The sequence below is a fragment of the Nocardia sp. CY15 genome, from assembly GCF_009829295.1.
Lineage (GTDB): Bacteria > Actinomycetota > Actinomycetes > Mycobacteriales > Mycobacteriaceae > Nocardia > Nocardia sputi.
This window is the reverse complement of sequence record NZ_VUOT01000019.1, coordinates 59,680-72,256: the sequence shown is the minus strand read 5'-3', so window position 1 is coordinate 72,256 and position 12,577 is coordinate 59,680. Positions and strand designations below refer to the sequence as shown.

Here is a 12,577-nt window from a genome sequence, read left to right as displayed (position 1 = left end):
GCCGCGGCGTCGCTGTGATCAACCGGGCTGGCACAGTGGAATCAGCAGCGGTATCCGGACAGACAACGGCAACAGAAAGGTTCGCACGTTTATGGCGATCGACGGTCTCGGACGGTACGGAGTATGGCGCGGTTACCTGGGATTCACTCCCGAGGAGGCCGCTGAACTGGAGAAGCTCGGATACAGCGCGCTGTGGCTCGGTGGGTCGCCGCCCGCTGACCTGCCGGTGGTCGAATCCTTGCTCGAGGCGACGGAGACGCTCGTCGTCGCCACCAGCATCGTGAATATCTGGACGGCCCCGGCGAACGCGGTCGCCGAATCGTTCCACCGGATCGACCAGCGCTTCCCCGGTCGTTTCCTGCTCGGTATCGGCGCGGGTCATCCGGAAGCCAACAAGCCGTACCGGAAACCCTACGAGGCGCTGGTGCAATACCTCGACGAACTCGACGGGTCCGGAGTCCCGAAGGACCGGATGGCGCTGGCCGCCCTCGGGCCGAAGGTGCTGGAACTCTCGCGCACGCGCACCGCGGGCGCGCTGCCGTATCTGACCACGCCGGAGCACACCGCGCAGGCGCGCCGGATCCTGGGATCCGCCCTGCTGGTCGCCGAGCAGAAACTCGTGCTCGACGACGACCCGCAGCGGGCACGCGAGGTCGGCAGGCAGATGGTGGATATGTACCTGGGCCTGCGCAACTACGTCTCGAACCTGCGGCGTCTCGGCTTCTCCGAAGAGGACGTGACCAAACCGGGCAGTGACCGTCTCATCGATGTGCTCACAGTGCACGGCAGCCCGGTCGAGGTCACCGGGCACCTTGTCGAGCATCTGAAGGCGGGTGCCGACCACGTCGCGTTGCAGGCGTTGGGCGAGGACTATCTCGGATCCCTGCGCCAACTCGCGCCGCTGTTGACGGCGACCGACTGAATCACCGCGGGTGCGTCGGTACGCCCTTCGACGCTGCGTAAGGCGATATGTTCGAGCGCCGCCGGTTCCGCCACCGGAAGAGGTCACTTCGACTCGCCGCTGCTACGCGCGGAGGTCGTGCGGGGAGGTGAGGCCCAGAATCCGGTGCAGCTCTTCATGACGCGGCCGCATGACGGTTCGAAACGTCTCCGTGGTCGGGGCTGGGCCGGCGTCGGGATCGATCGCGAGCATCGCGCGTTCCTTGAATGCCGCGCCCGCCAGACTGATTGGTGCTGGGCCGGGTGCAGGTGGTCGGCCGCGTCCGGCGGGTGCGGGCCCCAGTACACCGTCGCCGATCCGTCGGCGTGCGGGTAGTCGCGCGCGCGACCGCCCTGGGCCACAGTGAGGTGTTCCGAAGCGTTGGATGCCAGCACGTGCGGGTTCACCTCACGGATGATCGCGGCGGGTTCGCTGCCCGGTTCGAGGACGACCGCGCCGAGGACTTCCCGTCCGCGCATGCCACTGGGATCCGGAATCGACACCACCACATCCCATCCCATGGCGCGGACTTCGAACAGCCAGCCACCGGTGTGACGCACGACCTCCGCGGCGGAGCCGCCGACCACCAGCAGGCGATAGCGCAATCCGTACCGACGGAAGTGCACGTCACAGCCGGTCGGCATGCCCGTGCCGCCGACGGCCGGATGCGCGCCTTCGCGGATTCCGGTGTCGATGTAGTCGCGCACCCGGGCCTGCTGGCGCCGGGACACCAGCGGGCCGATGTCGGTCGTCTCGTCGAAGGGGTCACCCACGCGCAGGGCCCGCACCATCTCGCCGAGTGCCTGGACGTACTCGTGATACCGGCTGCGTGGCAGCAGGATCCGGCCTGCACGACGCAGGCCTGACCACCGTTCATGACACTTTGTCCACACCTGGGTGAGCGACGAGGTACGCACCGATGTCGCGGTCGCCGGGCAGGATGCTGACCACTCCCGGCGGGATACCGGTGTGCTGCAACAGTTCGGCCATGAGGTAGGCATTCGGTTTCCTATGACCGAAGCAGACCGCGCATCCTCATGGTGAGCGTGGCCGGTCCGAATCGATCCGCGATCACCCGCTGTCGGGTGGCAGAACATCGTGTCCGCAAAGGCATGAACGCGAACAGTCCACGGAGGCACTCCGTGGACTGTCGCGTATCGAACTCACTCCGATCGACTACCTGCCTGCGGGCAGGGGCAGGCTACTGCGCGTCGCCGAACGCCAGCCAATCGACATTTACGCTGTACAGTACGGTGTCGCCCCACGCCTTGACGACCAGGTCGAAACCCTGGCCCGTAACGTTTTCCGCTTCGACTGTCACCCGAGAATTGGCGCCGTTTCCTATGTCGACCATAGAAAGCCCCACCGTGACTTCCGGTGGCGCGATGAATGATTTGGCGAATGTGATGGGCTCTCGCCATTCACGCCATCCGGTGCCGCTCGTGAGGCCCCATCCCGACGAGACCAGGTAACCCACATAGGATCTACCACTTCGAAGTGGTTGGGGGTGGTCTCGTTCACCGTGAGAGTGAAATAATCGTTCTGGTCGATGTTCGTGCCGCTACCCGGCGTAGGCGCCACGGTGAAGGTGTGCTGCCCGGCGGCCGCCGGGATGAGGACCGGGACCAGCGACTTGTGTGAGCTGGCTTCGTTCGTGAAGACCGACGCGGTGGCGATGACAGTCCCGTCCATCAGCAAATCGACGCTGACTTTTCCGGCGCTACCGCGCCATCCCGAGCCCGCGAACTGTATGTAGAGAGTCCCCCCGTTACTGGTCATCGTCTGACTGAAAGAAGACTGGGCGTTATTTACCACAGGCGTGATTTGCATGGTTCCTACTCCCCTGAACGCGACTGTATACCCGCATATCCCCCGGCGAGGGAATGCGTAGTCATCAAAACGCTTGTAGAACCTGGATCATGCGTGCAACAAAGAAAAGCCGAACCAGCACTCGAGTGGCCACCGACTTCGGTGGAGGAATCCCCGGCTACAAGAATAGCGCGAACATCGCTGCCGCACAGCAGGTTTCACAATATCGCCGAAACGCCTATCACCCTCCGGCTCCGGGAAGGAAACGCACGCCCACCGTGGGCCGACGGCCGAGCGGCCGCCCACGGTTGGACGAGCGGCTTCCAGCCGGAGTTCGAGAGCGCGAGAAGAGGGAGGGAACCCGTGACGCGCGCGGTGGCTGCGGTCAATGAGTTCGGTGACCGCCTCGCGACAACGCTGAGCCGTGTAGCTTCGCCGGACACTTGACACCACTCCATCTGTAGCACTACGTTGAGATCACTTCAGTTGCAGTACTACGACTGGGGCGGCAGATGTTCGAACTCAGCTTCTGCCTCACCGCAGGCCAGGGTCTCCACCGGTTCACGAAAGGCACGACCGACATGCGAAAGCAGCACGGCACCCACCCGATTCGAAACAACCAGCAGCGTTTCGTGGCTCGCCCCGTGCCTCCGCGGGGTGCCGCCACCGCCCAGAATGGATGGCCCCGGCACGGCAGGCGCGGAGCCAGGTAGCGCCTCGGCGGGACAGCCCACCGCACCCCGGTGATCCGGGCCCGGCGACACGAAACGGATCACAGCGGGAAGGGAATTGTCCCGCCGAACAAGTTGGCCCTGGGATCCGGCAAGGCCCAGTCGTGCCATGAAATATTTCGACGAGGCCGGGACCCCGGCCGGGAAGACATGGTCTGAGATGCCTGACGTGAACATCTGGAGTGAAGAGTTCGGCGCCGTGACGGATGCGCCGATCCTGTTGATCATGGGATCGATGTCCCAGGGCATCCTGTGGCCGGACGAGTTCGTCGATCGCCTCGTCGCCGGAGGACGCCGGGTGATCCGGTACGACCACCGTGACACCGGTATGTCGGACGCCGTCGACTTCGCGGCGCAGCCGTACACGTGGGACGACATCAAAAACGACGTGTACCGCGTCATGGACGCGCACGGTCTGGAGAGCGCGCACCTGGTAGCCCACTCGGCGGGCGGACTACTCGCCCAGTTCGTCGCGGTGGAGCGGCCGGAGCGCGTGCGCTCGCTGACCGTCATCGGCTCCTCACCACTCGGCGGCGACGAAGGTAAGGTGCTCATGCGGGCCCTGACCGGACAGCCACAGCCAGAGGGGAGCCTGCCCGAGCCCACGCCGGAGTTCGCGTCCTTCTACCGAGCGCTGATAGCCGGCCCACCGCCGGAGGACCGGCGCGCCCGGATCAACGGCATGATCGCCGAGCAGCGCTTGCTGCACGGCACGGGACTGCCGTTCGACGAGGACGCGGCGCGTCGGCTCCAGGAACGGATCTACGACCGCGCCCGCGACCTGTCCACGGTGGCCAACCACCGACTGGCCGCGGCGGCCGACCCGGACTTCGAGCCGGTGGGCGTGCTGCACCAGGTGAAGGCGCCCACGCTGGTCATCGAGGGCAGCCACGAACCGGCCAAGCCCGGCCATGGCGCGATCATCGCCGAGCAGATCCCGGGGGCGCGGCTGATGATCGTGGCGGGCATGGGCCACACGCTGCCGCCGGAAGTGCACGAGGAGCTGGCCGCCGCCATCCTCGCGCATACATCGGAGTGACGTCTGCTCGAGCCTCCCACCGCACCAGCGGGTTACGCGAATTGCAGTCGCGGCGGACAGCGGCTGATCGTCGCGGCTGAGCTCGCAGACCCGACAACGAATCGTCACTGTCGGCCACTACTGGCGCAGCGCAGACACGGAGAATTCGACATGCGTCCGCTCAACGGTGGGTTCGTGAATACCGCTGTAGCGGTTGGGCATCACTATGCAGTACAGGCCGCCGGTCTCGTTGGTCATGCAGTAGACCGGTCGTGTCGATTCTGGGCCCCTCCCGATTCACGCTGGTCACCGATGTGCTGGATTGTGATCTGCTGCGGGTCTTCTGACGGCGCCGGCCCTGTGTTCTCATCCCATGGATGCCACGCCGGCATGCCTCCCCCGATACCGGCGGCCAGGATCGCGGTCGCCAACAGGCCGTAGCCGGACCGGGATCTCGTCGCATTCGCCTGCTGCCGAGGCGGAGCGGGCTGCGGTACAGGGGTATTCGGGTTCGACATGCCAGACAGTCAACATCATCGTGTCCCCAGTCGGATAGACCGAGCGGAGCTGCTGGTCAACCGGTAATCGAACGGACCCAGCCCGGGACTGCTGCGGATCGGATCCACCGCCGAAAGCGGGTCATCGGTCGCGGCGCACGACTGTTTGTTCCTCCCGCCTCCGCGCGCTCACACATCGGCGATCGGGTTCTGATGGCCGGTGGCCGCGATGACGCCGATACCACGCCGGTATCGGAGCGACGGCGCGGGACAGCACCCGACATGACCGCCGGATCGCCGTCATTCCAGAGGACACCCAGCGCGGTCGGCGGCTCGGGTCGCGCCTTGCCGAGAGGAAACTCGGATCCGAGATCCCCTACACCCCACGCCGATACGCGAGTCATCGAAGAATCAACCGAATTAGATAGGTCAATCCGAGTCCGGAATGAAGATCAAATTGTGTTACCTGGGCACAATATTTTGTTAGCCCATTATTAACGGTGATTATTGACACAATAAGAGAAGTAGATTTGCTGGTTTCTTTTTCTTAACGTTGCTGGTGCGCGCCGTGATGGCGCTGTTATCCATCTGTGGAAAGGAAGCTCCGTACATGTTCTCTCGTAAGATCCTGGTCGCCGCCGGCGCCGTCTCCGCCGCCGCCCTATTCTTCGGCCCGGTCGCGGTGGCCTCCGCCACCGGCTCCGCCGCCGCGGGCTCCGCTGCCACCGGCTCTGCCACCACTGGCTCCGCAGGCCTGGCCTCGGGTTCGGCCGATGGCGGCTCCTCCACGGGTTCGGCCGGCTCGTCTTCCGGTTCCGCCATGCTCGACTCCGGAAGCTCGGCCGTCGACGGCGGCACCTCCGCCATCGTCAACATCATCGATGCGATCACCGGCGTCAGAGATCTGACCCAGCCTCAGCCCGCCGCCTGATTCGGACTCGTAGAGCCTCGGCATCTACGCTATTGCAGCGGATTTGCCAGAATCGAAACTCAGAACACATTATTGAAGTAACCGATGCGGATGAGCTCTGACATCAACGGCTTCGGATTACCCGACACCACCACGACACTGGCGCAACCCGAAGTCAATCCTCATCTGTAACCGGCGGCAATCGAATTCGGCCCTCAGCCGGAACTGAGCCATGGATGGCAAGTGCCGGCGCGCCGCCGCCCTCACCGCGACGTCTTGACAGCAGTACCCGGAGTCCGCCGCGTCGGCGGCAGCCGACGCGCGCACCAGCGCGACCACGCCGCTGCCGTGCGAGCACGAGGACCAGCACTGCAGGAGATAGTTTCGGTGGGGGCGTCGGCCGCCGATCGGCGGGAGTATCGCGGCGAATCCCTGACACGGCGGGGTCGAATCCCGGCATGATCCGGATCGGCGCGACCGGCGCGCTGCCAGCGTTCTCCTTCGAACCGATTCCGCGTCCAGCTCCCTCTAGAGGCAGCTCGGCGACCGTGTCGAGTACCGCATGGTCGCTGGACCATTCGGTCAGCGCGTATCAGCGTGCACGGTCGCCGAGGCGAGGCCGAAGACGGAGGTGTCGGCGCTGCGGGCGGTCAGAGATATCGCGGCCCGCCGGGTGGCCGGATCGACAGATCGGACCGCGCCGTCGAACGTGATCTCGGCGGGCCGATGGGCGGCGATGAGAACCGGCGTGGCGAACTGTACGTAATAGTTGATGACGCTGTCGGGGACACCGAGCCATTCGGTCAAGCAGGCCGCACCGAGTCCCATCGTCAGCATCCCATGGGCAGCGACCGCGTCCAGGCTTGCGTGCCGGGCTGCGGCGTCGTGCCAGTGGATGGGGTTGATGTCGCCGGAGACACCGGCGTAGTGAACGAGTTCGCCCCGGGAGAGCCTCACCGTGCGAGGCGGGAAGCGCTGCCCCACCGTAAGCTCCGGAACGGCGATGTGCCGGTCGGGCCGCGCCGCGAGCGGCTCGGCGATCCACTCTGAAATCTCCGCCTGTGATGACGTCGGCACGCGGTCGATCAGGTCCAGCATGGCGAGCGCTTCCACGGTCGGCGAGGTGTCGTGGTGGCGGCCGGCGAGAGTGGTGTGCACGGTCTGCACCACGGCATCCGTCTGATCGCGAATGGTCATGGTGACGGCGATCAGGTCGCCGCCCGGCGTGGGTCGGCGGGAGTCCACGGTGATCTCGTGTGTCAGCCGATCGCCGGCGGCCACCGGGCGATGGCAGTGGATGTCCTGCTCTACGTGAAGCAGATGCGCCGGATCGTAGCCGTTGAGTGCGGCGCGCATGAGCGCCCGTTGCGCGAGGGAGCCAACCGCGGAGGCGAAGGTGATCGGGGCGAGCAGTCCGGAGTAGCCGAGTTCGCGGGCCGCGCCGTCGTCCCAGTGGGCGGGATGGAAATCCTGGACAGCGCGGGCGAAGTCCCGAATTTTCTCCCGCCCGACCTCGTAGTGATCGGCGGCGGTGTATCGACGGCCGACGCTGGGGTGCGGGTGCATGGCGAAGCCTCCTCGGGTCAACGGGATGTCCGCGCGGCGAAGATCCGTTGCCCGTGCGCGGCCAACGGCTGATCCGGACCGGGCAGCACCAGCCACGGAGGCAGATCCGCCGCGACGAGTTCGGACCGCCATTGGGACTCCGTCAAGAAGATGCGGTCGGTTCCCGCCCGCACATCGTCGTGGCCGGGTCGGACGCCGCCAGGTCGGGGAGACATCAGGAAGTGCATGGACGTCAGCAACTGGAAGTGTTCACGACACGACTCGATGACGACGAGCCGGCCGCCCGGGCGCAGCAGCTCGCGCAGCCGCCGCAACGCCACGCCGCAGCGGTGGGCATTGTGCAGCACATTCGCGGCCAGGATGATGTCGACCGACTGTGGCGGCGGAAGCTCGGCATTCAGGTCGACCAGGTCGAACCGCAGCCAGGGATAGTGCGAGAAGCGGGTTCGGGCGGCGTCGAGGAAGAACGACGACACATCGGTGAAGTGATATTCGACGGGCATTCCGTCCAGCATCGGTAGCAGGTCGGCGGTGGTACCGCCGACGCCGGCGCCCAGTTCCAGGATGCGCACGGGGTGGCGGTCGATGGCCAATGCGTCCACCGCGCGGGTGACGATCGCACCGGCGGCGGCGTTCAGGTACCGGTTGACCGGATTGTCTCGGTATGCGGCCTCGGCGGTGAGCAGGTCCCCGTCCGGAAACAGCAGTTCCTGAGCGAGCACCTTGTCCTGTAACAGCTCGAGGGCTTGCCGGTTGGCGGCCGTGAAGAACCGCGCGAGTTGTCCGGAGAACCCGAGATCGGCGCAGACCTGGTCGAGATCTGCGCGCACCGGTGTGGCAGCCGCCTGAAGCGATGAAAATTTCTGATCCGCGTCGTATTTCAGCACTCCGCGCGAGGTGAGCAGGCCGAGCCAGCGACGCAGCAGCCAGCGATGCCGCGGCGCGACTTCGAGCGTGGACGCGAGGTCGTCCTCGGAACGCGCCACACCACCGTACAAAGCCGGTCGCAGCGCCGCGGCCATGGCCCGCAACCCGAACAGATCGAGGTCATCGCGCGCGGACAGGCACTGCCGCGCATCGAAGTCCGCGACGGCGTTCGAGGCGCGTGCGGCGATTTCGAACGTCTCGTCGGTGGTCATCGCGGACCGTCCAGCGGCGGGATGTTGTGATTGCAGCGGAACAGGTTGTCGGGATCATAGGTGGCCTTGAGCCGCTGCAGCCGCGGGTAGGAATCGGGATGATAGGCGCGGCGCACCCGTTCCGCGGACGCGGTGTCGTCGAGGATGCCGATATAGGGCCCGCCCGCGGAACAACCCTGGAGCGCGGCCACGACCTCGGCGATCCACCGGCGTGAAGGATCCAGGTCGGTTCCGGCGGGACCGCCGGAGAACATAACGGCGTGGTAGGCGGCGTCGTGGTAGCCGAACGCGGTCGCGGCCACCGGCACGCGCCGAAGCGCGCCGCCGAGTTGATGGACCGAGACGAGCGAATACGGGGTCGGCATCCGCCCCGCGAGATCGATGAGTGCCTCGATGGCGTCGTCATCGAACGCGCGCAGCCACTCGGTGCCGGTGGCAGTGCCGTGGCCTTCGTGAAAGGCCTGCTCTGTATTGCGTTGCAGCTCGGGGTATTCCAGCGGACGGATGAGGTCGAGCTCGGGTTCGCCCAGGCGCTTCAGCCTCGCCAATTCCGTCCGAGCACGGTCGCGCGGCCCGAAATAGGCGACGGTGACCGCCGCCATCGGCGGTCCTTCGGGGGCGGTGGGGGGCCAGTGCAGCAAGGTGGCGCGCAGCGCCAACTCGTCCGGGGATTCGGCACAGAGCTCGCGGAACTCGCGGAAGACTCTGCGCCCCTCCTCGAGCCGGAACAGCAGTGTGCCCGCGTGCATCGAGCCGATCGGATGCAGCTCGAACTCCAGAGCCACGACGATCCCGAAATTGCCGCCACCGCCGCGCAGCGCCCACAGCAGGTCGGGGTGATGGTCGGGAGTGGCGTGCACCAGCCGGCCGTCGGCCAGCACGACCTGCGCGGAGCGCACACTGTCGCAGGTGAACCCGGCCATACGCTGCAACCAGCCGCTGCCGCCGCACAGAGTGGACCCGATCACGCCGACGGTCGACACGTCCGCTCCGGTCACGGCCAAACCGTGCCGATGACAGGCACGGTCGAATTCCGCCCAGGTGACGCCCGCTCCGACAGTGGCGCGGCGGGCGATGGGGTCGACGGTGATCGTCCGCAGTCCCGACAGATCGAGCAGCAGGGAGCCGTCGGCCGCCGCGTGCCGCGCGACTTCGTGTCCGCCGCCGCGCACCGATACAGCCAGCTGGTGCCGCTGCGCCGTCGTCACGGCGGCCCGCACATCGGGCACCCGGGCGCACCGCACGACGGCCACCGGACGTTGGTCGACAGCCGTATTCCAGCGCTGCCGGGCCCGGTCGTAGCCTGGATCGCCCGGCGCCAGGACGGCGCCCCGGCATGCCGTGCGCAAGTCGGCGAGGTAGTCGGTGGTCGGTCGTGTGGTGGTCATACGGCGGCGAACTCCTCGGAGACGACGATGGGAGGGTGTGCCGTGGCGGACAGCAGTTCGAGGTAGTCGGTCAGGACCTCCGGCATCCGGCGGCGCAGGTAGCGGGTGAACGGGTCGTTGCAGGCGGCGCGCGGCGGGTCGGCGCGTACGGCCTCCAGGTCCATCTGATGTTCCGGGCGGCCGACCGCGAGGAACCGGCCGTCCGCCGAGTCGAGCAGGACCGCGCACTCCGGCGGCAGTGCGGCCGCGAGCGCAGCGGGGGTGACGGCGTCCGTGGCGTCGCGATCGAACAGCGCGTTCGGGATACCGGCGACCACGGTCGCGTCCCGCCGTACCGTCTCGGCGAGCGCGGCAATCCGGTCGGTGGTGTCGCGAGCGGGCAGATCACGCCATGGGACGATGCGGCTGGGGCCGGGTGCGGGCGCGTCGACGGTCAGCACCACGTCGTAGCGGTAGCGGGTCAGCTCGGTGTCGGCCCGCATCGGCTTCGCGTAGCAGGCGACCCGCACCGATCGGGGGTGCCGCCGAGCGATTCGAGCGAAAACCCGGGGATCGCACAGGAGCTCTTCGTCGGCGTCCAGCCGTGCGGCCGCCCGTCGCGCCAGGTCGTCGGCGCGCAGCCCCGGAGTGCGGGCCTGTTCCAACCAGAGAGCGAAGTCCTGAGCGTTGGCGAGGTTACGGATGTCTCCGACGACGACGGTGCCCCCGGGTGCGACCATGTCGAGTGCGTCATCGAGTACGGCGGTGAGATAGCGCTCGTCCGGAAAGCACTGCGTCACGCTGTTGAGCACCACGCAGTCCGGTCGCCCGGTCGGCTCGAGTCGGCGCAACGCCGTCCGCACCCGGTCGCCGGCGAGTTCGTGTGCGGCGGCCCGCAGTACCGCCACTCTCGGAAGCCCGCGTGCGCGCAGCCTCTCCACTACGGGTTCGGCCGGATCGAGCCCGAGGTAGCCGCGTGTCGACGAGTGCAGGCGGTGGACGAGAAGACCACTGCCGCAACCGACTTCGAGAACGATTCCGGGGCGGGCGCGCCGCACCAGTCCGACAGCGTGGTCGATCCACTCCAGCATGTGCTCGCTGGGGAACGCCGCACCGGTATCGGAGGCGCGCCAACCGGAAAGGTCGAGATCATCGCCGTGGCGCAGTTCTTCCGACGAGTACACGTACTCGTATACGTGCCGCCAGTGCTCGAGATACTCGGTGAGCAGTTCCCCGGGAACGGGCCGCACCGTGACGGCCGCGGCGGCGGGCCGCACCACGACCACGTCGCGGTGCCCGTCCCGTCGTGCCGAGTCCACCCACGGGTGCCGGTCGAGCATGGAGACCAGCTGATCGGTCACGGGTTCCGCGCCTCCGATACCGCGGCGAGCTCGGCCGCGGCGAACATGCGGTACACGCGTTCCGGGTCGTTGGCCGCGTGCGCTCGCCCGCCGTGCACATCACGCCAGAAACGCTGTACGGCACTGTCCGGCCGCAAGGCGCGACCGCCGGAGTTCTCGAACAGCCGGTCCATGGCGGCCACGGCGCGCTCGGTACCGCGCACCTGGTCGCGACGCAGCCGCAACCGGTCGCGCGGTCCGATGGGTTTCTCGGCCTCCGCCAGCACGTACAGTTCGTCGATATTGTGCGTGAGCTGCCGCCACGCCGCATCGATCTCCGTGGCGGCCACGGCGATCCGCTCCAGTGTGGCCGGATCGTGGCGGAACGCGTCGCCGCTGTAGCCGGTGTCTTTGCGGGCGTCGCCGGGTAGGGCGGCGCGCACGCGGTCGCGTTGCTGTTCGAGGTGTGCGCGGTAGCCGCCGCGCGCCATGCCGACGATGGCGGCGGTGATGGCGCTGGTGTGCAGGCAACCGAACGGAATCCGGTACAGCGCGCCGTCGTTGACCTGCTGACCTGGTGTGCGGCAGGCGGTCACCGCGTCGGCGCCGAGCACCCGGTGCGCGGGCACGAACACCTCGTCGACATGGATATCGTTGCTTCCGGTGCCGCGCAGACCGATCGCCTGCCACACGTCGGTGACCGTGTAGTCGTCGGCGGGCACCAGGAAGGTGCACGAATCGACCGGTTCGCCGTCGACGACGACCTTCGCGCCCAGTAACGCCCAGCGGGCGTGGTCGCAGCCGGAGGCGAATCCCCAGGCGCCGCTGAGCCGATAGCCGCCCTCGACGGGAACGGCGGTGCCGGTCATGGCGTACGAGGAGCAGATGAAAGTGTCGGTGTCGGTACCCCACACTTCGTCCTGGGCGCGGCTGTCGAACAGCGCAATATTCCAGGGGGATACGCCGAGCACGGACGCGACCCATCCGGTGGAGCCGCACGCCGAGGACAGCTCGGCTACCGCCGTGTAGAAGACGGCGGGGTGTGCTTCGTGTCCGCCGTAGCGCCGCGGGCGCAGCAGGCCGAAGAACCCCGTGGCGGTGAGTTCGGTGAGGGACTCCACCGGGATCCGCCGAGCGTGTTCGGTGTCCGGGGCACGTTTGCTCAGCGTCGGCAGCAGTGCACCGACCGCGGCGAGTACCGCGGTGGTGGCGTCGTCGGTCATTGCGTTGTCCTCCATAGCGGGTCGGGTGGTCCAGGAA

General features: G+C 67.3%; 12 protein-coding genes. 3 read left to right on the top strand and 9 right to left on the bottom strand.

The features are described from left to right. Positions 1-91: 91 nt before the first annotated feature. Positions 92-922, top strand: coding sequence for an LLM class F420-dependent oxidoreductase (locus GVY39_RS20530; RefSeq protein WP_159927031.1), 831 nt, complete (start codon positions 92-94; stop codon positions 920-922). An 83-nt stretch (positions 923-1,005) separates the two neighbouring features. Here the strand turns inward: GVY39_RS20530 and GVY39_RS20525 are convergent, their stop codons facing one another. The 4 genes from GVY39_RS20525 to GVY39_RS33970 form a co-directional block, all read right to left on the bottom strand. Continuing rightward, on the bottom strand, positions 1,006-1,731 hold the full coding sequence (locus GVY39_RS20525; protein WP_236565571.1) for an aldehyde dehydrogenase family protein: 726 nt from the start codon (positions 1,729-1,731) through the stop codon (positions 1,006-1,008). An 82-nt stretch (positions 1,732-1,813) separates the two neighbouring features. Beyond that, positions 1,814-1,930, bottom strand: coding sequence for an aldehyde dehydrogenase family protein (locus tag GVY39_RS34495; RefSeq protein ID WP_223514945.1), 117 nt, complete (start codon positions 1,928-1,930; stop codon positions 1,814-1,816). A 211-nt stretch (positions 1,931-2,141) separates the two neighbouring features. Next, positions 2,142-2,417, bottom strand: a complete 276-nt coding sequence (locus GVY39_RS20520) for an H-type lectin domain-containing protein (RefSeq protein ID WP_159927033.1) — start codon at positions 2,415-2,417, stop codon at positions 2,142-2,144. Between the two features lie 826 nt (positions 2,418-3,243). Continuing rightward, entirely contained in the window at positions 3,244-3,708 is a 465-nt protein-coding gene (locus GVY39_RS33970) for a hypothetical protein (RefSeq protein WP_201295291.1), read from the bottom strand. Between GVY39_RS33970 and GVY39_RS20515 the strand changes: the two genes are divergently transcribed. Together GVY39_RS20515 and GVY39_RS20510 are read left to right on the top strand one after the other, a co-directional pair. Beyond that, complete coding sequence (locus GVY39_RS20515) at positions 3,707-4,519, top strand: alpha/beta hydrolase (RefSeq protein WP_201295292.1); 813 nt, start codon at positions 3,707-3,709, stop codon at positions 4,517-4,519. The genes GVY39_RS33970 and GVY39_RS20515 overlap by 2 nt on opposite strands. Positions 4,520-5,548: 1,029 nt before the next feature. Continuing rightward, the gene (locus tag GVY39_RS20510; protein ID WP_159927037.1) at positions 5,549-5,926 is read left to right on the top strand and encodes a hypothetical protein; all 378 of its coding nucleotides are present in this window, start codon (positions 5,549-5,551) and stop codon (positions 5,924-5,926) included. A 561-nt stretch (positions 5,927-6,487) separates the two neighbouring features. Here the strand turns inward: GVY39_RS20510 and GVY39_RS20505 are convergent. From GVY39_RS20505 to hsaA, 5 genes are read right to left on the bottom strand one after another with little or no spacing between them, the layout of a single operon-like run. Continuing rightward, positions 6,488-7,471: a fused (3R)-hydroxyacyl-ACP dehydratase subunits HadA/HadB gene (locus GVY39_RS20505; RefSeq protein ID WP_159927039.1), complete on the bottom strand. Its 984-nt coding sequence runs from the start codon at positions 7,469-7,471 to the stop codon at positions 6,488-6,490. A gap of 17 nt (positions 7,472-7,488) precedes the next feature. Continuing rightward, complete coding sequence (locus tag GVY39_RS20500) at positions 7,489-8,610, bottom strand: class I SAM-dependent methyltransferase (protein WP_159927041.1); 1,122 nt, start codon at positions 8,608-8,610, stop codon at positions 7,489-7,491. After that, positions 8,607-9,998, bottom strand: a complete 1,392-nt coding sequence (locus GVY39_RS20495) for an FAD-binding oxidoreductase (protein ID WP_159927043.1) — start codon at positions 9,996-9,998, stop codon at positions 8,607-8,609. The genes GVY39_RS20500 and GVY39_RS20495 overlap by 4 nt, the downstream gene beginning before the upstream one ends. Then, positions 9,995-11,338, bottom strand: coding sequence for a trans-aconitate 2-methyltransferase (locus tag GVY39_RS20490; RefSeq protein WP_201295293.1), 1,344 nt, complete (start codon positions 11,336-11,338; stop codon positions 9,995-9,997). The genes GVY39_RS20495 and GVY39_RS20490 overlap by 4 nt, the downstream gene beginning before the upstream one ends. Further along, complete coding sequence (gene hsaA / locus GVY39_RS20485; RefSeq protein ID WP_159927045.1) at positions 11,335-12,540, bottom strand: 3-hydroxy-9,10-secoandrosta-1,3,5(10)-triene-9,17-dione monooxygenase oxygenase subunit; 1,206 nt, start codon at positions 12,538-12,540, stop codon at positions 11,335-11,337. Before hsaA ends, GVY39_RS20490 begins: the two co-directional genes overlap by 4 nt. Positions 12,541-12,577 lie beyond the last annotated feature (37 nt).

What these genes read in the sequence shown, in the direction of transcription:
- GVY39_RS20530 (WP_159927031.1), top strand. Translation starts at nt 92, where the DNA reads ATGGCGATCGACGGTCTCGGACGGTACGGAGTATGGCGCGGTTACCTG.
- GVY39_RS20525 (WP_236565571.1), bottom strand. Translation starts at nt 1,731, where the DNA reads ATGGTGCGGGCCCTGCGCGTGGGTGACCCCTTCGACGAGACGACCGAC.
- GVY39_RS34495 (WP_223514945.1), bottom strand. Translation starts at nt 1,930, where the DNA reads ATGGCCGAACTGTTGCAGCACACCGGTATCCCGCCGGGAGTGGTCAGC.
- GVY39_RS20515 (WP_201295292.1), top strand. Translation starts at nt 3,707, where the DNA reads ATGGGATCGATGTCCCAGGGCATCCTGTGGCCGGACGAGTTCGTCGAT.
- GVY39_RS33970 (WP_201295291.1), bottom strand. Translation starts at nt 3,708, where the DNA reads ATGATCAACAGGATCGGCGCATCCGTCACGGCGCCGAACTCTTCACTC.
- GVY39_RS20505 (WP_159927039.1), bottom strand. Translation starts at nt 7,471, where the DNA reads ATGCACCCGCACCCCAGCGTCGGCCGTCGATACACCGCCGCCGATCAC.
- GVY39_RS20500 (WP_159927041.1), bottom strand. Translation starts at nt 8,610, where the DNA reads ATGACCACCGACGAGACGTTCGAAATCGCCGCACGCGCCTCGAACGCC.
- GVY39_RS20495 (WP_159927043.1), bottom strand. Translation starts at nt 9,998, where the DNA reads ATGACCACCACACGACCGACCACCGACTACCTCGCCGACTTGCGCACG.
- hsaA (WP_159927045.1), bottom strand. Translation starts at nt 12,540, where the DNA reads ATGACCGACGACGCCACCACCGCGGTACTCGCCGCGGTCGGTGCACTG.